At 72.1% G+C, this 19,761-nt stretch carries 20 protein-coding genes; 3 read left to right on the top strand and 17 right to left on the bottom strand.

Features of this window, described 5'->3' with window-relative positions:
• Positions 1–12 precede the first annotated feature (12 nt).
• The 12 genes from AAEP86_RS08060 to AAEP86_RS08005 form a co-directional block, all read right to left on the bottom strand.
• Positions 13–1,605 carry a hypothetical protein gene (locus AAEP86_RS08060; RefSeq protein ID WP_420370023.1) on the bottom strand — a complete coding sequence of 531 codons (1,593 nt, stop codon included), beginning with the start codon at positions 1,603–1,605 and terminating at the stop codon, positions 13–15.
• Positions 1,606–1,712: 107 nt separating this feature from the next.
• On the bottom strand, positions 1,713–2,297 hold the full coding sequence (gene pth / locus AAEP86_RS08055; RefSeq protein WP_420370022.1) for an aminoacyl-tRNA hydrolase: 585 nt from the start codon (positions 2,295–2,297) through the stop codon (positions 1,713–1,715).
• 43 nt (positions 2,298–2,340) lie between these two features.
• Positions 2,341–2,973, bottom strand: a complete 633-nt coding sequence (locus AAEP86_RS08050; RefSeq protein ID WP_420370021.1) for a 50S ribosomal protein L25/general stress protein Ctc — start codon at positions 2,971–2,973, stop codon at positions 2,341–2,343.
• A gap of 272 nt (positions 2,974–3,245) precedes the next feature.
• Complete coding sequence (locus AAEP86_RS08045) at positions 3,246–4,259, bottom strand: hypothetical protein (RefSeq protein WP_420370020.1); 1,014 nt, start codon at positions 4,257–4,259, stop codon at positions 3,246–3,248.
• Positions 4,260–4,276: 17 nt separating this feature from the next.
• Positions 4,277–5,629, bottom strand: a complete 1,353-nt coding sequence (gene manD / locus AAEP86_RS08040; protein WP_420370019.1) for a D-mannonate dehydratase ManD — start codon at positions 5,627–5,629, stop codon at positions 4,277–4,279.
• A complete protein-coding gene (locus AAEP86_RS08035) occupies positions 5,626–6,918 on the bottom strand; it encodes a mannitol dehydrogenase family protein (protein WP_420370018.1) in 1,293 nt (430 codons plus the stop codon). The genes manD and AAEP86_RS08035 overlap by 4 nt, the downstream gene beginning before the upstream one ends.
• Complete coding sequence (locus tag AAEP86_RS08030) at positions 6,915–7,802, bottom strand: sugar phosphate isomerase/epimerase family protein (protein WP_420370017.1); 888 nt, start codon at positions 7,800–7,802, stop codon at positions 6,915–6,917. Before AAEP86_RS08030 ends, AAEP86_RS08035 begins: the two co-directional genes overlap by 4 nt.
• Positions 7,799–8,989 carry a Gfo/Idh/MocA family protein gene (locus AAEP86_RS08025; protein WP_420370016.1) on the bottom strand — a complete coding sequence of 397 codons (1,191 nt, stop codon included), beginning with the start codon at positions 8,987–8,989 and terminating at the stop codon, positions 7,799–7,801. The genes AAEP86_RS08030 and AAEP86_RS08025 overlap by 4 nt, the downstream gene beginning before the upstream one ends.
• Positions 8,986–9,822, bottom strand: a complete 837-nt coding sequence (locus AAEP86_RS08020) for a sugar phosphate isomerase/epimerase family protein (protein ID WP_420370015.1) — start codon at positions 9,820–9,822, stop codon at positions 8,986–8,988. The genes AAEP86_RS08025 and AAEP86_RS08020 overlap by 4 nt, the downstream gene beginning before the upstream one ends.
• Positions 9,823–9,915: 93 nt before the next feature.
• A complete protein-coding gene (locus AAEP86_RS08015) occupies positions 9,916–10,860 on the bottom strand; it encodes a carbohydrate ABC transporter permease (RefSeq protein WP_420370014.1) in 945 nt (314 codons plus the stop codon).
• Entirely contained in the window at positions 10,857–11,888 is a 1,032-nt protein-coding gene (locus AAEP86_RS08010; RefSeq protein WP_420370013.1) for a carbohydrate ABC transporter permease, read from the bottom strand. Before AAEP86_RS08010 ends, AAEP86_RS08015 begins: the two co-directional genes overlap by 4 nt.
• Positions 11,888–13,246, bottom strand: coding sequence for an ABC transporter substrate-binding protein (locus AAEP86_RS08005; protein ID WP_420370012.1), 1,359 nt, complete (start codon positions 13,244–13,246; stop codon positions 11,888–11,890). The genes AAEP86_RS08010 and AAEP86_RS08005 overlap by 1 nt, the downstream gene beginning before the upstream one ends.
• A gap of 261 nt (positions 13,247–13,507) precedes the next feature.
• On the opposite strand from AAEP86_RS08005, the gene AAEP86_RS08000 reads away from it, so the two are divergent.
• Positions 13,508–14,551, top strand: coding sequence for a LacI family DNA-binding transcriptional regulator (locus AAEP86_RS08000; RefSeq protein WP_420370011.1), 1,044 nt, complete (start codon positions 13,508–13,510; stop codon positions 14,549–14,551).
• Positions 14,552–14,562: 11 nt separating this feature from the next.
• On the top strand, positions 14,563–16,002 hold the full coding sequence (gene uxaC / locus AAEP86_RS07995; RefSeq protein ID WP_420370010.1) for a glucuronate isomerase: 1,440 nt from the start codon (positions 14,563–14,565) through the stop codon (positions 16,000–16,002).
• Between the two features lie 54 nt (positions 16,003–16,056).
• On the opposite strand, the gene AAEP86_RS07990 is transcribed toward uxaC, so the two are convergent.
• Genes AAEP86_RS07990 through AAEP86_RS07975 form a run of 4 tightly spaced genes read right to left on the bottom strand, consistent with a single transcriptional unit; the run spans position 16,057 to position 18,663 of the window.
• The gene (locus AAEP86_RS07990) at positions 16,057–16,437 is read right to left on the bottom strand and encodes a type II toxin-antitoxin system death-on-curing family toxin (protein ID WP_420370009.1); all 381 of its coding nucleotides are present in this window, start codon (positions 16,435–16,437) and stop codon (positions 16,057–16,059) included.
• Complete coding sequence (locus AAEP86_RS07985) at positions 16,434–16,637, bottom strand: hypothetical protein (RefSeq protein WP_420370008.1); 204 nt, start codon at positions 16,635–16,637, stop codon at positions 16,434–16,436. Before AAEP86_RS07985 ends, AAEP86_RS07990 begins: the two co-directional genes overlap by 4 nt.
• Positions 16,638–16,696: 59 nt before the next feature.
• Positions 16,697–17,389 (bottom strand): response regulator transcription factor, encoded by a 693-nt coding sequence (locus AAEP86_RS07980; RefSeq protein ID WP_420370007.1) that lies wholly within the window; start codon positions 17,387–17,389, stop codon positions 16,697–16,699.
• A complete protein-coding gene (locus tag AAEP86_RS07975; protein WP_420370006.1) occupies positions 17,386–18,663 on the bottom strand; it encodes a sensor histidine kinase in 1,278 nt (425 codons plus the stop codon). Before AAEP86_RS07975 ends, AAEP86_RS07980 begins: the two co-directional genes overlap by 4 nt.
• A gap of 214 nt (positions 18,664–18,877) precedes the next feature.
• On the opposite strand from AAEP86_RS07975, the gene AAEP86_RS07970 reads away from it, so the two are divergent.
• Positions 18,878–19,132 carry a hypothetical protein gene (locus tag AAEP86_RS07970; RefSeq protein ID WP_420370005.1) on the top strand — a complete coding sequence of 85 codons (255 nt, stop codon included), beginning with the start codon at positions 18,878–18,880 and terminating at the stop codon, positions 19,130–19,132.
• Here AAEP86_RS07970 and AAEP86_RS07965 read toward each other — a convergent pair.
• Positions 19,119–19,658, bottom strand: coding sequence for a gluconokinase (locus AAEP86_RS07965; protein ID WP_420370004.1), 540 nt, complete (start codon positions 19,656–19,658; stop codon positions 19,119–19,121). The two genes, AAEP86_RS07970 and AAEP86_RS07965, sit on opposite strands and share 14 nt — an antisense overlap.
• Positions 19,659–19,761 lie beyond the last annotated feature (103 nt).

Raw genomic sequence — 19,761 nt, 5'->3', positions numbered from 1 at the left:
CTCGCGGGACCGTCAGGAGCGGCCGCGGCGCAGCACCAGGCCGGTGACGAGGCAGGCCAGCGCCAGCAGTCCCGCGGGCACCAGCCCGGAGGACCCGGTCCAGGCGAGCGTTCCCCGCTGGGCGGGGCTGCCGGGAGGCACGGTGCCGGTCGCTGGGTCCGCTCCGGTCCGCGTCGGGTCGGCTCCACCGCCGGTCGGGTCGGTGCCGCCGGTTCCGTCGGCGTCGCCGGTTCCGTTGGTGCCGCCGGTTCCGTTGGTGGCGCCGGTCCCGCCGGTCCCATCGGCCGGCCTGGTGGGTGCCGGGCTCGGGACGGTCGGGCCGGCGGTCGCCGACGGTCCCGCGGACGGTACCGGCGGAGTGGGTGTGCCGGACGCCCCGGGTGCCGGGCCCGCTGTCGGTGCCGGGCCCACCGTCGGTGCGGGATCGGGCACGGGCGCTTCGGTCGGCGCGGGGTCCGGGTCCGGCTGCTCCGTCGGCTGGGGCTGGTCGGTCGGCTGGGGCTGGACCGTGGGCTGCGGTCCGCTCGTGGGCTCCGGCTGGCCGGTCGGCTCCGGTTGGCCAGACGGGTCCGGCTGGCCCGACGGATCCGGCCCCGGAGTCGCCACCGGTGCCGAGGGCACGACCGCCGCCCGCCCGGACCACGCAGCCGTCACGACGCGCTGCCGGTTGTAGTCCGCCACGACGAGCTCCCGGGCAGGTCCGACGGACACCGCGGTCGGGTTCACGAGGGCCGAGCCGTCCGGAGCGCTGTCGAACGCGATCGTCCACGCCTCGTCGGCGTACACCCACACCCGACCGAGGCCGTTGTCCACGACGGCGACCTCCCCCGCGTCGACGGCGACACCCAGCAGACGCGTCCGGACCGTCTCGGGGAAGTCGAGCGATCGGACCACGCCGGTCGCGCGGTCCACCTGCCACACCTGGTCCGCCGTGGCGTCGCTCACCACGAAGGTCCCGCCGTCGGCGGAGTAGGCGACCCCCGACGGATCGGTCCACGGGCCGTCCACGGTCGTCCACGTGCCGGATCCGAGCTCCGTGGTCCAGAGTGTGCCGCTGCCGGCCGCGCCCGCGAGGACGGTGTCACCGGCGACCGCGAGCTCTCCGACGGCGCGACTCGTCGGAGGGGCGTCGAGTCGGCGCAGCACGGTGCCGTCGTGGGCGAGGACGGCGAGCGTGCGGCGGCCCGCCTCGGCGACGAGGATCCGGCCGTCTTCTGTGGTGGCCACGGCAGACGGGTTCCACAGCGCCGCGCCGTCGGTGCCGAAGGGCGCGACGACCGACCAGACCCCGGCGGGTGTCCGGCGGAGCAGCCCGTTGCCGGCGAAGTCGGCCACGAGCAGACTGCCGTCGGCCTCGTGGTGCACGTCGTTCGGCGCGACGAAGGCATCTGCGACGGGCGGGGCACCCGTGTCGGCGCGGACCGGTGTCCACGTCTGGGCTGCGGCCACCGCGCCGTCGCCGTTCAGCGCGGGGCCGATCCCCAGGGCGAGTGCGACGAGGGCGGCCGGGGCGACGAACAGCGCGACCCGGGCCCGACGCAGCCCGGCGGACCGGCGGACACCCGCGCGCACGTGCCGGGTGTGGCGGTCCCCCGGTCGTTCCATCGGCGTCGTCCCCTCGTCGCGAGGGCGGTCGCCCCCGCCGAGAACCTACCGAGGGGCGGGGTACGCGGCGGTCCCCCAGTTCGGGGACTGCGCGGAGACCGGACAGGTCAGGACGGCGCGTGGACCCGCTGCTGCGCGGCGAGCAGGCCGAGGTCGACGATCGCCTCGACCGCGTCGGCACCGTCGGCCAGCAGGTTCGGGAGCGTCTTTTTCTCGGTCGGGGAGAAGTCGCGCAGGACGTAGTCGGCGGGGTCCTGGCGCCCGGGGGGTCGGCCGATGCCGATCCGCACGCGGGAGAAGTCGTTCGTCCCCGTCGCCTTGATGATGTCGCGCAGACCGTTGTGGCCGCCGTGCCCTCCGCTGCCCTTCAACCGGACCGTGTCGAACGGCAGGTCGAGTTCGTCGTGCACGACGATGAGCGTCTCGGGGGTGGCGCCGTAGAACCCGAGGACCGACGAGACCGGTCCACCCGAGGTGTTCATGAACGACGCGGGCTTCGCGAGGACCATCCGCGCTCCGCCGGGAACCAGGCGCCCTTCAGCGACCTGGTTCGGGGTCTTGTGCTTCTTGAACGTCGCGCCCATGCGGGCGGCGAGTTCGTCGAGGACCATCTGGCCGACGTTGTGGCGGTTGCCGGCGTAGCCGGGCCCGGGGTTCCCGAGCCCGACCACGACGAACGTGTCGCTCGTCACGAGCGCGTCACCATCAGCGTCGACCAGACGTCCACGAAGGGGATTACTCGGAGTCGGCCGGAGCGGAGCCGCCCTCGGCACCCGCCTCGGCGCCGGCCTCGGCCGCTGCCTCGTCGGCGGCGTCGTCGTCGGCGGTGCCACGCGGGGTGACGATCGCGACGACCAGCGCCTCGGGGTCGGTCTCGAGCTCGGCGCCCTCGGGGAGCTCGAGCTGCGATGCGTGGATCTGCACGCCGTCCTGCAGCTCGTCGACGTTCACGACGACGTGCTCCGGGATGTCGGTCGCGAGCACCAGGAGCGAGACCGTGTTGAGGTCCTGCACGTGGATGGTGCCGGAGAAGGACTCGCCCTCGACGACGACGGGGACGTCGACGGTGACCTTCTCGCCGCGGCGCAGGACCACGAGGTCGATGTGCTCGATGATCTGGCGCACCGGGTCACGCTGGACGTCCTTGACGAGGGCGAGCTGCGCCGCACCCTCGATGTCGAGGTCGACGACGGCGTTCGCGGTACGCACGAGGAGCATCGTCTCGTGGCCGGGCAGCGTGATGTGCTTCGGCTCGGTGCCGTGGCCGTAGACGACCGCGGGGATCTTGTCGGCGGCGCGCAGCTTGCGGGCAGCGCCCTTGCCGAACTTGGTGCGGACTTCCGCTGCGAGCTTGGTGTAGTCAGCCATGGTGTCTCCTGGTCTCGGGGACGACACCGGGGTGCCGGCATCGTGGGGGTCTGTGGTGTTGCAACTCGAACGCGTGCACGCGTGAGGAACGCTCCCAGGACGGGGCCGGCTCTCCCACTGCGTCGATCACGGCCGCGCAAGCGCGGCCCTCGCCGAAGTCAGTCACCGAGTCTAGCAGCACCGACCCGGGCGTGTCGGCCCGCCGGCAGGTCGAGCCTCCGTCTCGGCCGTGGCGGGCGGTGATGCCCGTCGGGCACAGGCAGGGACGCGCGTCAGGATCGGCCGCGACGAGCCTCCCGGGCGGCGGCCCACGCCTCGCGGGCCCGGTCGCTCGCCGCCTCGGCGTCATCACGCGCCTGCTCGAGCCGCTCGACCTCGGCGGTCGCGTCCGCGAGTGCCCGTTCGAGTTCGGCGCGGCGGTCCTCCGCGGCGTCGAGGTCGCTCACGGCGGCGTCGAGCGCGGCATCCGCCTCGCGGGACGCCGTGCGTGCTCCCGCCTCGGCGTCCCGCGCAGCGCGTCGTGCTGCAGACGGATCGGTCTTCGGCTCGCGCTTCGAAGCCGGCTCGCGCTTCGACGCCGGCCGGCGCTTCGACGCCGGCCCGCGCTTCGTCGGTCCCGGGTCGGACTCTGGCACCGACTCGGAGCGGGGTGCGTCGGGCTCGTCCTGCTCCTCCGGCTCGTCCGGCTCGTCCGCAGGTCCAGGGGCGGCGCGCCGAGTCCGCCGCGCACGTCGGCCCTCCTCGATGGGGATCGGCGGGGCATCGCTGCCGGACCAGGCGTCGGGCACCGCGTCCGGGTCGGCCAGGGCGCCGTCGAGGTCGACGTCGTCGAACCCCGCGCTCTCGAGCGGACGGACGAGCAACCCGGAACGGACCGCCGCCCCGGCGTGCGGATCGGCCATCGCCGCCTCGATCGTGGCGCGGACCTGCTCGAGCACGGCAGGCGTCACCGGGTGGCCGGCGTCGGAAGCGAGGTCGGCACCGGCCTGGGCGAGCGCGTCCAGCACCCCGGCGCGCTGCTTCCGGAGCCGTCGGATCTCGGCGGGATCGGCCTCGGCCTGCGCCGCACGGACGGCCGGACCGAGCTCGACTGCCTCGTCGAGGGCACCGTCGTGCGCCAGCAGGTCGATCACCCATGCGGCAGGGGCCGGCTTCCGCAGCCCTCCCACGGCAGCTGCGAGCGCACGGTCGTCCCCGCGGAGGGCTCGCTGGCGTGCCGTCCGCTCGGCGACGAAGTCCGCGGGCGCGACGACGAGCAGTTCCCTCGCCACGTCCGCGAACCCCATGCGGTCCAGCTTGCCCGCTACCAGTCGTGGACGGTGCCGTCGGCGAGCCGGTTGAACGGCAGGTAGGCCTGCTCGTACGGGTACTTGCCTGCCTCGTCGACGTCGAGGCTGACCCCGAGGCCGGGTTCGTCACCGGGGTGCAGGTAGCCGTCCGTGAAGGTGAAGGTCTGGCGGAACACCTGGTTCGTCTTCGGCCCGTGCTGCATGTACTCCTGGATGCCGAAGTTGTGGATGGCAAGCCCGAGGTGCATCTGCGCCGCGAGACCGACGGGTGAGATGTCGGTCGGTCCGTGGAACCCGGACTTGATCTGGTACATCGCCGCGTAGTCCATCGTCTTCTTCAACGGGGAGATGCCACCCATGTGCGTCACCGCGCCGCGGACGTAGTCGATGAGCTGGTCGCGGATGATGTCCTTGAAGTCCCAGATCGTGTTGAACACCTCGCCGATCGCCAGCGGTGTCGTGGTGTGCTGCCGGACGAGCTTCAGGGCTTCCTGGTTCTCGGCCGGGGTGCAGTCCTCGAGCCAGAACAGGTCGTACGGCTCGAGCGACTTGCCGAGCTTCGCGGCCTGCAGCGGGGTCATCCGGTGGTGGCCGTCGTGCAGCAGCGGCAGCTCGGGGCCGAACTCGTTCCGGACCGCTTCGAACACGGTGGGCACGTGGCGCAGGTAGGCGCGGGTGTCCCAGTCCTCCATCGCGGGGAACGCCCCACGCTGCGCCGGCTCGAAGTCGTAGCGGACGCCCGCGTTGCCCTCCGTGGTCGCGTTCGAGGCGATGCCGTAGATGGACTCGAGCCCGGGGACGCCGGTCTGCACGCGGATGGACCGGTAGCCCTCGGCCTGGTGCTCGCGGATCGAGTCGAACAGCTCGGGCAGCTCCTTGCCGGAGGCGTGCCCGTACGCCATCAGCCCGGTCCGGGAGGCCCCACCGAGCAGCTGGTAGAGGGGCATCCCCGCGACCTTGCCCTTGATGTCCCAGAGCGCCATGTCGACGGCTGCGATCGCGGCCATCGTGACCGGGCCGCGTCGCCAGTAGGACGAGCGGTAGAGGAACTGCCACGCGTCCTCGATGCGGCTGGCGTCACGCCCGACGAGCAGGGGCACGACGTGCTCGGAGAGGTACGTCGCGACGGCGAGCTCGCGACCGTTCAGGGTGGCGTCGCCGAGCCCGGTCACGCCGTCCGCGGTCGTGATCCGCAGCGTCACGAAGTTGCGGTTCGGGCTGGTCACGATGACCTCGGCCCGGTCGATCAACTGACCACGGTCGGCCGAGGCCCAGGTGTCCGGACGGCCCGAGGTGGGGTCGCTCGCGGCGCCCGTGTCCGCCGCACCCGGCACCGGGCCCGCGGGGTTCGTGGTGGTGTCGGTCATGCGGGGACTCCTTCGTCGGTGCTCGTGCTGGTGGTGGTGCGGCTCGCGGTGGTCCGTGCCGCGCGGATGCGGTCGGCCGCGGCCGTGACCGCCTCGACCACGGCGGCGGTGTCGAGGTCGGGCGCGATGACGGCCAGGACGTCGTGCACGTCCGAGTCTGCCCCGGGGGCTCCGGCGTCGTCCACGAGGTCCGGCTGCGTCGTGACGTGCGACCACCACGCGGCGATCGCCGTCGCCGCTCCTGGGCCGATCCCCGCGGCGGGGTCGCGTGCCAGTCGGTGCCGCACCACGTCGACGACCCGGACCGGCAGCTTCTGGGAGCCGCCGGACGCGATCTGCCGCAGGGTGTGCCGGATCCGCGGGTTCGCGAACCGGTCGACCAGGGCGGCACGGGCGGCGGCGACCTCGTCAGGGGGCAGCGGCAGCTCGAGGGCGGCCTCGTCCCACAGGTCCTCCACCGCGGCGCGGCACACCCGGTCGTCCATCGCCGCGGCGACGGTCTCGTGCCCGCGCTCGAGTCCGAGGTACGAGAGCAGGGAGTGCGATCCGTTCAGCAGCCAGAGCTTCCGCTGCTCGTAGGGCGTGACGTCGTCGACCAGGCGGACGCCGGCGGTGTCCCACGCGGGCCGGTCGATCCCGTCGAAGGCGTCCTCGAGCACCCACTCCGCGAACGGCTCGGTGACGACGGGCACCCGGTCCCCGGGCAGCGCACCGGGGAGGTCGGCGAGGGCCTCGACGTCGGCGTCGGTGGTCGCGGGCGTGATCCGGTCCACCATCGACGACGGAAACGTGACGTGCTCGTCGATCCAGGCCTGCAGCTCCGGGTCCGCCACGGCCGACGCCACCGCGTCCCGCAGCACCGCGCCGTTGTGGGTCAGGTTGTCGAGGCTGACGAGCGCGATGCGACCGGAGCCGGCCGCGCGCCGCGCGTCGAGCCCCGCGACCAGCCGGGCCGGCACGTCGGAGCCGGGCCGGTACCCCTGCTCGGTGACCGTCAGCGTCACGATGGTCGTCTCCGGGGACGCGACCACGCGCCTCCAGGCCGTGTCGTCGCTGCCGGGGTGCGCCGCGACGATCGCGTCGACCACCTCGGCGGTGTCACCCGACGCGGCACGGGTGACGAGCGTGTACCGGCAGTCCTGCGCGACCAGCGCGTCTGCGGCGCGGGGGGAACGCCCCGTGAAGGCGGTGATGCCCCACTCCCCCGCGTGCTGCGTATACCAGGCGAGGTGGGCGCGCGCGAACGCACCCACACCGACGTGGACGATGCCGGGTCGGCGCTCGGTCATGCCGAGACCGGGACGAGCGACCGCAGGTAGGCGAGGTTGTCCGCGGTGCGGGCTTCGAGCGGCAGGTCGGTCGAGAAGTCCTCGATGGTGACCCAGCCGTCGTACCCGACCTGGCGGAGGGCGTCGAGGTACTCGGACACCGATGCCTGCCCGGTGCGCAGCGGGGCCCACTCGTTCTGCCAGATGCTGCTGCCGTCGGCCCGGGTGTCGCCGGTGTCGACCCACCTGGCGTTCTTCACGTGGGCGTGGGCGAGGTACGGCCCGAGGAGCTCGAACGCGGCGAGGTGGTCCTCCTGCCCCTCGATCACGAGGTTGCCGAGGTCGTGGATGACGCCGACGTGCTCCGGGTCGAGCCCGTCGATCAGCCGCAGTGCCGCCGAGGCCGACGGTGTGATGGTCATGTGGTGGAGCTCGACCAGGGCCTTGACCCCGAGCTCGGCCGCGCGGTCCGCCGCCCACTCCAGGTCGGCACGGGTGCGGTCGAAGAGTTCCCCGTAGGGCGCTCCGCTGCGCTCCTTCTCGGCACGGTAGTTCGGCATCGTGATGCGCACCTGCCGGGCACCGAGTTCGCTCGTCACCCGGAGCATGGTCTCGACGCCGTCGTGGTCGGACGCCTGCTGGTAGCCGCCGATGCCGGAGTACTCGAGCCCGGCGTCGTCGGTGGTCTGCGCGATCTCGCCGACCCGGTCCTCGATGCCGGTGAACTGCCACGTCGACCGGTTGCCGACCCAGAACGAGCGACCGGCCGGGACGGACACACCGTCTGCGGGGCGGTCGTCGACGACGCGCCACTCGATGCCGTCCCAGCCCTGCTCGGCCAGTGTCGAGGCGGCCTGCGACGGGGTCCAGTCGGGCGTGGACGCGGTGAACACGGAGAACTTCATCGGGTGGCTCCTTCTGCTGCGGGTGTGCCGACGACGGGTACGACGTCGTCGTACACCCCCTCGATCACGTCGTCGATCCGGACGGGCCTGCCGAGCGTCGCGCTCACGTACAGCCCGCGGACGGTCGCGAGCGAGACGAGTGCCGCGTCGACGGTCACACCGGCCTCGCGCCCCTCGCGGACGGCGGCGACGATGTCCGTGTACTGCCGAGCGTGGCCGGCGGCGAAGTGGTCGGGCTCCGCGGGGCCGCCGACGACGTGCTCCGGCGGCACGACGTCGTCCTTCTGGTCGACGGCGCCGGCGACGGCGGTGGCGTTCGCCGTCGTCGAGGCCGACTCGAGCGTCGCGCTGTCGGGCGCGACGTGGAAGTACGCGAGCCGGTCGTCGTCGACGATCGCCGAACCCTGCGTGCCGTACACGGCGTACCGGGCGGAGAGCCCCGGGTAGGCGGCGGTGGTGCAGTGGATGACCCCGAGCGCCCCGTCGGCGAACCGGACGGTGGCGACGGCGGTGTCCTCGACCTCGATGCGGTCGTGCGCGAGCAGGCCGGTCTGCGCCGAGATCTCGACGGGCCGTCCGAGTGCCCAGACGAGCAGGTCGACGGTGTGCACGCCCTGGTTCATCACGGCGCCACCACCGTCGAGCGCCCAGGTGCCGCGCCAGTCGCCGGAGTCGTAGTAGCCCTGCGAGCGGTACCAGGCGACGCTGGCGAGGCCCGAGGTCACGGTACCGAACCGGCCGTCGTGCGCCGCCGCGGCCACGGCCGCGGAGGCCGGGTCGAACCGGTGCTGGCTGATGACGCTCGTCACGAGACCGCGCGTCCGGGCCTCGGCGGCGAGCGCCGCGATCTGCCGTGCTCGGGGCATCGTGGTGTCGAGGGGCTTCTCGATCACGACGTGCTTGCCCGCTGCGAGCGCCGCTTCGGCGAGCTGCACGTGCATGCCGGACGGCGAGCAGATCGCCACGACGTCGATGTCGGTCTCGGCGATGGCCTGCTCGATCGTCTCGGTGGTGACGGGACGGTCCACGCCCATCGCCTCGATCGCGTCGGCAGCACTGATGGCTGCCGCCGGGATCGCATCGACGAGGGCGACCACCTCGAGGTCCGGGTGGTGGACGGCGACCGTGGCGTGGTGGCGTCCGATGACGCCGGCGCCGACGACTGCCAACTTCAGTGGGGTGGTCATCGCAGGGTGACTCCGATCTGGTCGGTGAGGGTGCGGAAGGCGCGACCGGCGCGACCGAAGGCCGCTGGGCCGGAGAACCCGCCGAGGGAGGTGAAGTCGCTGAGGTGCGGCTCGAGGGAGGCGTACCCGGAGTACCCGGCGTCGCGCAGGGCGGTCAGGGTCTCGACGAGTTCGCCGTCCCCCTCACCCGCCGGCACGACGGACGCGTCGGCGGCGACGGCGTCCTTGACCTGCAGGTAGTCGACGTAGGGGGCGAGCTGCTCCCAGCCATCGGTGAACGGCCGGACGCCGCACTGCACGTAGTTCGCGTTGTCCCAGGCGAGCCGGAGCGCGGACGACCCGACGCTCTCGACGATGTCGAGCACGCGCGAGGGGACGTCACCGTAGATGTCCTTCTCGTTCTCGTGCAGCAGGGTGACACCCTCGCGCGCGGCGAGGTCGGCGAGCGCCCGCATCCGGACGAGGACGTCGTCGCGGACGTCCTCGGGGCGGCGCCCCGCGAAGTAGAACGAGAAGATCCGGATGTTCGTCGTGCCGAGGGCGTGCGCGGCACGGATCGCACGGGCGAGCCGCGACACCTCGTGCTCGACGGGCTCGTCCACGGGCACCTTGCCGATCGGCGAGGCGATCGCCGACACGGTCTGCCCGCGCTCGTCGAGCAGCCGGTGGAGTCCGGCGAGCTGGTCCTCGTCGAGGTCGACGACGTTGACGCCCCACGCGCTGCGGACCTCGATGGCGCTCGCGCCGAGCACCTGGAGGACCGCGACCTGGACGATCGGGTCGGCGTCGATCTCGTCGCCGAACCCGGAGAGCTCCCAACTGGGCTGGGTCATTGCATTCCCTTCATGGAGGCAGTCTGGAGGCGCGGGGCGGGCTGGCACCGCGCCTCCAGACGGTCTGTGGACAAGTCGGCGGACTGCACAGCGCTACTTGACGGAGCCGGCGGTGAGCCCGCCGACCAGGTAGCGCTGGAAGATGAGGTACAGGGCGACGACGGGGACGGCGCAGACGATCGAGGCGGCCATCATCTGTCCGTAGATCGGGACGGCGCCGCCCTCCTGGGTGGTGCCGAGCACCTGCAGGACGACCGCGACCGTCCGGGTGTTCGGGGTCGTCATGATCGTGGAGAACAGGACGTCGTTCCACCCGAGCAGGAAGGCGAAGATCGCCGACACGACGATGCCCGGCCAGGACAGCGGCAGGACGATCTTCGTGAGGATCTTCGTCGACGAGGCGCCGTCGATGCGGGCGGCCTCCTCGAGCTCCTTCGGCAGCCCGCGCAGGTACGTGACCATCACCCACGTGGAGAACGGCAGGGCGAAGGTCAGGTAGGTGACGAACAGGCCCCACCGGGTGCCGATGATCTGCACGCCCGTCGCGCTGGCGATGTTCGAGAACACGACGAACACGGGCAGGAGCAGGAGCGTGCCGGGGATCGACTGCAGGGCGAGGAGCCCGCGGAGGATCGTCAGGCGACCGAGGAACCGGAAGCGGACCAGGACGTACGCGGTGGACACGGCGAGCGCGGCACTCGCCACCGCGACGGCACCGGCGGTGAGCATCGAGTTCACGAGCCCCTCGCCGAGGGCGACCGTCGACCAGATGTCCACGTAGTTCGACAGCGTGAACTCGGACGGGAAGTACTCGCCGCGGGCGACCGCGACGTCCGAGTTCACCGAGCCGAACAGGATGTAGAGGACCGGGACGGCGATGAACGCGATGATCACCGCGATGACGAGCACCAGCAGCCAGCGCGGCAGGAGCCGGGTGACGTCGGTGTCGTACGGCCGCCTGGACCGGCGGCCCGGCGCGGTGATGCTCTCGGTGAGCGTCGCGGTGGAGCGGGTCCGGGTGGGGGTGAAGGCGCTCATGCTCGGGCTCCGTCGATGTCGGCAGCGGCCGCGGGGGTCGCTGCGGCGAGCGTGCGCCGGTCGGCGCGGCGCTGCTTCCGGTCGGGACCCGCGTCGTCGCCGGTGTCGAGCTTGACCGCTCGCAGGTAGACGAACAGCGGGATGGCGACGATCACGAGCGAGCAGATCGCCATCGCCGCGGAGAGCCCGAAGCGGAACGACTGGAAGCTGGCGATGTACGTCAGGACGGGCATCACCTCGACGCTCGACGGCAGCGGGATGCCGAACAGGACGAACGGCAGGGTGAAGTTGTTGATGTTGTGCAGGATCGAGATGATGATCGCGAGCGACAGCGGGCCGCGCAGGTACGGGAAGATGACGTACCGGAGCTTCGCCCACCAGGTCACCCCGTCGAGCGCGGCGGCCTCGTGGACCTCGTTGTCGACGGCCTGCAGCCCGGCGAGTGACAGCAGGTAGACGAACGGCCAGCTCGTCCAGATCATGACGCCGGCGAGCGCCCAGTACGACGCCGAGCCGTTCAACCACAGCACGTCGGTGTGCAGGATCGAGTTCACGACGCCCTGCGGCTGGAGCATCGTCCGGAAGAACGTGCCGACGACGAACGCCGGGAGCACGTACGGGATGAGGTAGATCGACCGGACGAGGCCGCGCCCGGGGAACCGGTTCTGCGTGGAGATCGCGGCGGCGACGCCGATCGGCACCGTGACCACGGTCACCAGGACCGACAGGGACACCGAGATCCAGATCGAGTGCAGCAGGGGCGAGTCGGTGAAGGCCTCGGCGAAGTTCGCGAACCCGACGAACGGGGCGCTGAACCACTGGCGCAACGTGTACTGGTCGAGGTCGAGCATCGCGATGAAGACGCCCACCAGGAGCGGGACCACGATGACGGCGAGCATGAGGACACCGCCGGGCAGGAGCATCCACAACGGGCGCTCCCGCTTGTAGAGCGGCGTCGTGCCGTGCGGACGGACCGCACGGGCGCGCGGTTCGGTCGTGCGCGGCGCGGGGGTCTGGACCTGCGTCATCACAGGCCTCCGTTCTTCTGCCGGTCGAGCGTGGACCGGGCGTCCTTCTGAGCGCCCTGCAGGCGCTTGCGGAGTTCGTCGTCGGTGACCTCGCCGCGCTTCAGCGACGGGATGGACTGCACGACGACGTCCACGAGCGACAGCTGGATGTCGGACCAGGCGCCGGTGAACGCGGTGGGCTTCGAGAGCTTCCCGGCGTCGATGATCGGCTTCAGCTGTGGGTTGTCCGCGGCGAGCTGCGCGGCGGCGTCGGCGTTCGTGGGCAGGTTGCCGAAGAGCTCGTAGTACTCGAGCTGCGCCTTCGGTGTGCTGAGCTGCTTGACGAAGTCGAACGACAGGTCCTGCTTCATGCCGTAGTCGGCGACGACCCAGTTGTCGCCGGACAGGATGCTGGCAGCCTCGATGCCGTCGCTCGGACGCGACGTCGCTCCGGGTGGCACCGTCGGCAGGAGCGCGAACTCGTACTTGCCGTCGACCGGGGTGTCCTTGAACGAGTTGATCGCGGTGGTGGTCGTCATCGGGAAGAACGCGGCCTTGCCCTCGGTGAACTGTGCGAGGGCCTGCGCGTTGTTCCAGCCGATCGCGGCCTTGTCGACGACGCCGTCCTTCGTGACCCAGTCGAAGTAGGTGCGGTAGGCGTTCTCGACGGCCTTCGTGTCGATCTCGGCCGTGCCGTCCTTAGAAACGATCGTGTTGCCGGCGTTCTGGGCCATGCCCCAGACGAACTTCCAGGGGTCGAAGCCGTCGGCGTACGCGATCGCCATGCCGTGGTGGTCCGCCGTCGTGGTCGCCTTCGCGTCCGCGGTGAGCTGGTCCCAGGTCGTGGGCATCGAGTCGATCCCGGCCTGGGCGAGCAGGTCCTTGTTGACCGCCATCACGAACGGGCGGCTGGCGAACGGGATGCCGATCTGCTTCGAGGCGCTCGGGCCGGAGATGCCGAAGGACGCCGGGTCGAACTGGTCCTTCCCGCCGACGGCCTTCCACTCCTTCTGCCCCATCTCGACGAAGGCGCCGGTGGCGTACGCGGTGGGGGTGAAGGTCGTGCCGATCGCGTAGACGTCGGGGCCCTGCCCCGAGATGACGCTCGTCTGGATGGCGGTGAGCTCCTCCTGCGCGGACGAGTACGTCTCCCACTGGATGTCGGCGCCGGTGGTGCGCTTGAACTCGGCAGCGGTCTCCTGCTGCCACTGCTTGCGTTCCTTGGGGTAGGTGGTGTCCGCGCCCATCATGACGCGGAGGGTGTTCGGGTCGTCGCCGCTGCCGTTCACCACGGCGCACCCCTGCAGGGACAACGCGGCGAGGGCGACCACGGCGACGGCACCGACCAGGGTGCGTTTCCTCGGTCTTCCTGTGCTCATGCGGGGCTCTCCTCCTCGAGACCTCCTCCCGGGAGCGACGCTGCTGCCCGGGTACCGGGTGGTCCTGCCCCCGGCGTGAGCACCACTGTCTCCGGGGGTGGCAACTTCCGGCAACCGGTTGCCACTTGTTGCCACGACGTCCTACGGTCGCTGCACCGGCGCACCGCTGCGCCGCTCCGGCGACCACCCGTCGCCGCACCGGCGCCGCGGCGCCGACCCCGTTCCGGCGCACCGCGGCGCCGGCCGTCCGACGGAGGACCCGTGACCGACACCGACACCGCCCGGCGGGTGACGATCCGCGACATCGCCGACGCGACCGGGGTGGCTCCCTCCACCGTGTCCCGTGCGCTGTCCCTGCCCGACCGGGTCAACCACGCCACGCAGCAGCGGATCCAGCAGGCGGCCCGCGACCTCGGCTACGTGCCGAACTCGCAGGCCCGCGCGCTCACCTCCGGCCGCACCCGTGCCGTCGCCGTGCTCGTCTCGGACATCACGAACCCCTTCTACTTCGACGTCATCCGCGGCACGCAGCACCAGCTCGCGGGTGCCGGGTGGACGCAGCTGCTCGTCGACACCGAGGAGTCCGCCGACGCCGAGATGGCTGCCCTGAGCGCCATCGCCGGCAAGGCCGACGGGGCCGTCCTCACCGCCTCGCGGCTGTCCGACGCGCAGATCGCCCGCTTCGCCGAACGGACGCCCCTCGTCGTCGTCAACCGCCGCCCGGCCGGGGTCCCCTCCGTCCTCATCGACACCCCTGGTGGGGTCGAGCAGGCCGTGCAGCACCTCGTGTCGCTCGGCCACCGGGACGTCCTGTACGTCGCCGGTCCGGACAGCTCGTGGTCGAACGAGCGGCGGTGGCGCGCCCTGGTACGCGTCGCCAAGCGGCTGGACGTCCGGGTCGGCCGTGTCGGTCCGCACGCGCCGTTCGTCGACTCCGGCGCCGCGGCCGCCGACGCCGCCGTGCACGCCGGGGTGACGGCCTGCATCGCGTTCAACGACCTCATCGCGATCGGCATGCTCGCCCGGCTCCGCGAGCGCGGCGTCCGGGTCCCCGAGGACATGAGCATCGTCGGGTGCGACGACATCTTCGGCGCCGACTTCTGCAACCCACCCCTGACCACCATGACCTCACCCATCGAGCGCGCCGGCCGGGTCGCGATCCGGATGCTCCTCGGCCGGCTCGGCGCCATCCCCGCCGAGGAGCTCCCCGGCGAGCACATGAGCGGCGCCGTCGCCCTGCCCACGCACCTCACCGTCCGCGAGTCGACCGGCCCCGCGCCGACCTCGCCCCACCGTCCGTCCTGAAGGAGTCGACGATGACCCAGACCACCACCGCCACGGCGCTCGCCCCGCACCCCGACCGGCTGTTCGCCGCCGACCCGGGAGCGCGCGCGGTCGCGCGGACCGTCTACGAGGCCGTCGCGGACGCGCCGATCCTCTCGCCGCACGGCCACGTCGACGCCGCCCTCATCGCGGACGACCAGCCGTTCCCCGACCCCGCCTCGCTGCTCATCACGCCGGACCACTACGTCCTGCGGCTCCTGCACGCCAACGGCGTCGGACTGGAGGCGCTGGGTCGCGCCGACCTGTCCGGCACCGCCGCCGTCCCGCCGGGTCGGGAGATCTGGCGCAACCTGGCCGAGCACTGGGACGACTTCCTCGGCACCCCCGTCCGCTACTGGTTCGAGACGGAGCTGCACGACGTCTTCGGGCTGACCGAGCAGCCCTCGGCCGCGAACGCCGACGTCCAGTACGACCACATCGCCGCCCTGCTGCAGCAGCCACAGATGCGACCGCGTGCCCTGTTCGACGCCTTCGGCATCGAGGTCCTCGCCACCACCGACGCGCCCGACGCCGACCTCGCCGCGCACGCCCGGCTCGCCGCCGACCCGACCTTCACCGGCCGGGTGCTCCCCACGTTCCGGGCGGACGCGGTGTTCGACCCGTCGCGGTCGGACTGGAGGCGCGTGGTCGCGTCCGTCGGCGAAGCCGCCGGCATCGACACGGGGACCCACGACGGGCTGCTGGCAGCACTCCGCGCCCGTCGCCAGTACTTCGTCCAGCACGGCGCGACCGCCACCGACACCGGGGTGCTCGACGCGGGATCGACGCCGCTGTCCGCGTCGGAACGCGCACGGATCCACACGGCCGCCCTCGCCGGGCCGAGTGGCGTCACCGCCGCCGAGGCGACCGCGTACCGGCACGACATGCTCTACCGGTGGGCCGAGATGAGCGTCGACGACGGCCTCGTCATGCAGCTCCACCCCGGGGTCCTGCGGAACCACCACACCCCGACGCTCGAACGCTTCGGGCCGGACACGGGCCACGACCTGCCCGCTGTCGGGTCCTTCACCGAGCCGCTCCGGCCCCTGCTCGAGTCCTTCGGCACCGCGGCGGGGTTCCACCTCGTGCTGTTCACCGTCGACGAGACCGTGTTCTCCCGCGAGATCGGACCGCTCGCCGGCTTCTACCCCGCCGTGTACGCCGGAGCGCCGTGGTGGTTCATCGACACCCCGGCCGCGATCGGGCGGTACCGGGCCGCGATCACCGACTCGGCGTCGTTCACGAAGACCTCCGGGTTCATCGACGACACCCGGGCGTACTGCTCGATCCCGGCACGGCACGACATGGCACGGAGAGCGGACGCCGCGTACCTGGCATCGCTCGTCGTGACGCACCAGCTGACGGAGGAGGACGCCGTCCGCACGGCACGGCGGATCGTGTCGGACATCCCGCGGGCGACGTTCAAGCTCTGAGCGACGGAGCTGATGTGTCCGCGCAGAGCCGTACGAGGCACCGGGGCGGCGGCATCACGGGCTCGGCGCGACGAGCGGCTCCAGTGCCGCGGCGATGTCGGGTACGGAGTCGAGCCGACCTTCCGCGATCGCGATGATGACGTCATGAGCTTCGTCATTCGAGGCGGTCAACCGTCGACCGTTGACCTCGAGGAAGACGATGAGCAGCATCAGCCCGAGCCGCTTGTTGCCGTCGACGAGCGCGTGGTTCCGGACTGCCGAGTGCACGAGCGCTGCGGCCTTCTCGACGGTCGACGGGTACGCGTCCTTGCCCCCGACCGAGGTCGCGGGGCGCGTCACGGCGGCTTCCAGCAGGCCGACGTCGCGTACTGAGAAGTCTGGGCCAAGGGTCCGCCGAGCGATGTGGAGGGCCTCGTCCGTGGTGAGGTGGATCACTTGCCGAGACGTTCGAGCGCCTCAGCGAAACGAGGGAGTTCACGGTCGAGGATGCTGTCGATCAGGTCCGATCGGCTGTGGTGCTCGATGTACTCGCGGATGGCTTCGCGCGCAATGTCCTGCATCGACCGCGCTTCGAGTTCTGCTCGCTTGCGCAGCGCTGCACCTTCGGCATCGTCCAGTCGAAGTGTCATCGCCATGGCCGCGATGGTATCAGAGCTGATACCAAGGGTCGTGAGGGCTGGAACGGAAGGGCTCGTCACGGGCGCCAGCCCGGGGTGACGAGGCCGGTCTCGTAGGCGAAGACGACGAGCTGGGCGCGGTCGCGGGCGCCGAGCTTGATCATGGCGCGGGAGACGTGGGTCTTCGTGGTCATCGGGCTGACGAACAGGTGCTCGGCGATCTCGGCGTTGGTCATGCCGACGGCCACGAGCTGCATCACCTGACGTTCGCGGTCCGTCAGGACGCCGAGCTCCGGTGCGAGGGAGACCGGCTTCGCGTGGGTGGCGTACGCCTCGACCAGTGACCGTGTCGCCCGGGGAGACAGCAGGGACTCCCCCGCGACGACGGTGCGGATGGCACGGAGGAGTTCGGCCGGTTCGGTGTCCTTCACGAGGAAGCCGGCCGCGCCGCCGCGGATCGCCTCGAAGACGTAGTCGTCCTCCTCGAAGGTCGTCAGGACGACGACGTGCACCGCGTCGAGGTCGGGGTCCGCCGAGATCAGGCGCGTCGCGGCGAGGCCGTCGGTGCCCGGCATGCGGATGTCCATGAGCACGACGTCGGGGCGCTCGGCGCGCGCGACGTCGACCGCCGTCGCTCCGTCACCGGCCTCGCCGACCACCGTCATCCCCGGTTCGGCGTCGACGAGCGCCCGCAGCCCGGCGCGGACGAGCACCTGGTCGTCGACGAGGAGCACGCGGACGGTGTCGCCGGTGGTCTGCTCGCTGGTCATCGCACGGTCTCCGTCCCGGCGCCGACGACCGGGAGCCGTGCGGTCACCCGCCATCCGCCGTCGGTCGTCGGGCCTGCGGAGAGCGTCCCCTCGACGGCGGTCGCACGCTCCCGCATCCCGATGACGCCGTTGCCGGTCGGTGCGAGCGGCGCGGTCGACCGGGTGCCGTCCGGCCGTGGCTGCGACGGGTGGTCCTCGACGAGGAGGTCCACGACGTCCGGGCCGATCGCGATGGCGACCCTGGCGCGGTGGCCGGGCGCGTGCTTCATGACGTTCGTGACCGACTCCTGCACGATGCGGAACGCGTTGCGGTCGGTGATCCCGTGCACGGCCCCGGGGTCGCCGTCGATGGTCACGGTGACGTCGACGCCGGCGGCACGCGCGCGCTCGACGAGGTCCCCGACCCGGTCGAGCCCCGCCACGGGGGTGCGCTCGGAGCCGTCGCCGTCCGGCACACCGTCGACGGACCGGAGGACGCCGAGGATCGTCCGGAGCTCGACGAGGGCTTCGCGGCTGGAGTCGCGGATGTTCGTCAGGGCGTCGCGGGTCTGCTCCGGCAGCTCGGCGCCGAGGTGGAGGGCGACGCCGGACTGCAGGTTGATGAGGGACATGCTGTGCGCGACGGAGTCGTGCAGCTCCCGGGCGATCCGGACCCGTTCGTCGGCGGCCCGTCGGCGGTCGGCCTCGACGCGTTGACGACGGCGTTCGGCGACCCGCTCGAGCCGGACCCGGACGAGTTCGGAGACGGCGATCGTCACGGTGACCCACGCGACGGAGAGCAGGACCGTGCTGAGGTCGAGGACCGATGACCGACCGAGCACGGTGTCGACGGTCGGCAGCACCGCGACGCTCGTGCCGGCCACGATCGCGACCGCGGAACGGCGCCCCTGCAACCAGGCGTTCGCCATCGCCATCGTCAGCGCGGCGACGAACGGTCCGCGCGGGCTGACCACCAGCGCGTACCCGACCGTCGTGGCGAGGGTGAGGAACAGCACCGCGCTCGGCCAGCGCCACCGCCACGGCAGGACGACGACACCGGCGACCAACAGCGCGAGGGCGAGCGGGCCGAGCACCACCGGGTCGGCCGGGCCGCCCAGGGCGTGCCGCGCCCACGGTGGACCGCCCGCGGGGTTCGTGAAGCGCGACGCCAGGACCGTGCCGAGGACCTGCAGCAGCGCCACGGGCAGCACGCGTCCGACCCGGGCGAACCGTCGGCGACCGCTCCTGCGGGCGTCGACGGACGCCGGGTCGGCGGCGGCCGGGGCGGAGTCCATGCAGCGAGCCTAGGGTCGCAGCGGCCCGGGGACATCCGGCGGGAGCACGAGCTGTGGACTACTCCCCGGGGAGTAGTCGCCTGTGGAGGAGGCAATGCCCTACGACCGCGGGAGCAGGTGGAAGTGGGCCTCGGTGGCGGACGCGCGCCGCGCCTCCAGGCCGGAGTCTTGGACGGTCGCGACAGCGGCACCGAAACCGACCCAGGAGGTCCTCGTGCTCACCCACACCATGCTCACCGCCGCCACGGCCGCCGGCCCGTACTGGCACGGCGGCGGCGCCCCGTTCCCCGTCGTCCCCGCGTTCCTCTTCCTCGCGTTCCTCGTCGCGCTGGTCGCGTTCGGCGTCCTCCGCCGAGGCAGCTGGCGTGCACGGTCGGACGCACGGAGCGTGCTCGCCGACCGCTTCGCCCGCGGCGACATCGACGCCGAGGAGTACCGCTCGCGGCTGTCCGAGCTCAGCCGGAAGTGACCGACAGCGCGGCGAGGATCGTCGCCACCGTGTCGTCGACCGATCCCTCGATCGACACGGCGACGGCGGCCTCGTCCGCTTGCGGCCGCTCGAGCGTCGCGAACTGCGAGTCGAGCAGGGACGACGGCATGTACTCGTGGTGCCGGTGCGCCTGGCGCTCGGCGATGAGGTCGCGGGAGCCGTCGAGGAACGCGATCACGAGGTCGGGTGCACTCGCGCGGAGCCGGTCACGGTAGACGCGCTTCAGCGCCGAGTTCGCCATCACGCACCGCTGCCCGGACGCCTGGACCGAGGCGATCCGCTCGGCACAGGCGTCGAGCCACGGCCAGCGGTCCTCGTCGGTGAGGGGGATGCCCTGCCGCATCTTCTCCTTGTTGGCGACGGGGTGCAGGTCGTCCGCGTCCACGAAGACGCAGGACTCACCGTGGTCCGTAATGGCGTCCGCCACCGACTGCCCGACGGTGGACTTGCCGGAGCCGGAGACCCCCATCACGAGCACGGGCGGGTGGACGTCGGAGTCGCTCATCCCTCCACAGTATGGGCGTGGCCGTGGGCCGTCCCCAGTTGCCGGGACACTGGTGCGCTTCTCGGGTGCGGCTCGTAGGTTGGTCCGGGGACGACAGGACGAA

Source organism: Curtobacterium sp. L1-20, from assembly GCF_048755855.1.
In the GTDB taxonomy this organism is placed as follows: domain Bacteria; phylum Actinomycetota; class Actinomycetes; order Actinomycetales; family Microbacteriaceae; genus Curtobacterium.
The sequence above is the reverse complement of the archived record's forward strand: the minus strand, read 5'-3'. Positions and strand labels throughout refer to the sequence as shown.

Bases quoted from the DNA above. Each gene is read 5' to 3' on its own strand.
- AAEP86_RS08060 (WP_420370023.1), bottom strand. From the start codon at position 1,605: ATGGAACGACCGGGGGACCGCCACACCCGGCACGTGCGCGCGGGTGTC.
- AAEP86_RS08050 (WP_420370021.1), bottom strand. From the start codon at position 2,973: ATGGCTGACTACACCAAGCTCGCAGCGGAAGTCCGCACCAAGTTCGGC.
- AAEP86_RS08045 (WP_420370020.1), bottom strand. From the start codon at position 4,259: ATGGGGTTCGCGGACGTGGCGAGGGAACTGCTCGTCGTCGCGCCCGCG.
- manD (WP_420370019.1), bottom strand. From the start codon at position 5,629: ATGACCGACACCACCACGAACCCCGCGGGCCCGGTGCCGGGTGCGGCG.
- AAEP86_RS08035 (WP_420370018.1), bottom strand. From the start codon at position 6,918: ATGACCGAGCGCCGACCCGGCATCGTCCACGTCGGTGTGGGTGCGTTC.
- AAEP86_RS08030 (WP_420370017.1), bottom strand. From the start codon at position 7,802: ATGAAGTTCTCCGTGTTCACCGCGTCCACGCCCGACTGGACCCCGTCG.
- AAEP86_RS08025 (WP_420370016.1), bottom strand. From the start codon at position 8,989: ATGACCACCCCACTGAAGTTGGCAGTCGTCGGCGCCGGCGTCATCGGA.
- AAEP86_RS08020 (WP_420370015.1), bottom strand. From the start codon at position 9,822: ATGACCCAGCCCAGTTGGGAGCTCTCCGGGTTCGGCGACGAGATCGAC.
- AAEP86_RS08015 (WP_420370014.1), bottom strand. From the start codon at position 10,860: ATGAGCGCCTTCACCCCCACCCGGACCCGCTCCACCGCGACGCTCACC.
- AAEP86_RS08010 (WP_420370013.1), bottom strand. From the start codon at position 11,888: ATGACGCAGGTCCAGACCCCCGCGCCGCGCACGACCGAACCGCGCGCC.
- AAEP86_RS08005 (WP_420370012.1), bottom strand. From the start codon at position 13,246: ATGAGCACAGGAAGACCGAGGAAACGCACCCTGGTCGGTGCCGTCGCC.
- uxaC (WP_420370010.1), top strand. From the start codon at position 14,563: ATGACCCAGACCACCACCGCCACGGCGCTCGCCCCGCACCCCGACCGG.
- AAEP86_RS07985 (WP_420370008.1), bottom strand. From the start codon at position 16,637: ATGGCGATGACACTTCGACTGGACGATGCCGAAGGTGCAGCGCTGCGC.
- AAEP86_RS07980 (WP_420370007.1), bottom strand. From the start codon at position 17,389: ATGACCAGCGAGCAGACCACCGGCGACACCGTCCGCGTGCTCCTCGTC.
- AAEP86_RS07975 (WP_420370006.1), bottom strand. From the start codon at position 18,663: ATGGACTCCGCCCCGGCCGCCGCCGACCCGGCGTCCGTCGACGCCCGC.
- AAEP86_RS07965 (WP_420370004.1), bottom strand. From the start codon at position 19,658: ATGAGCGACTCCGACGTCCACCCGCCCGTGCTCGTGATGGGGGTCTCC.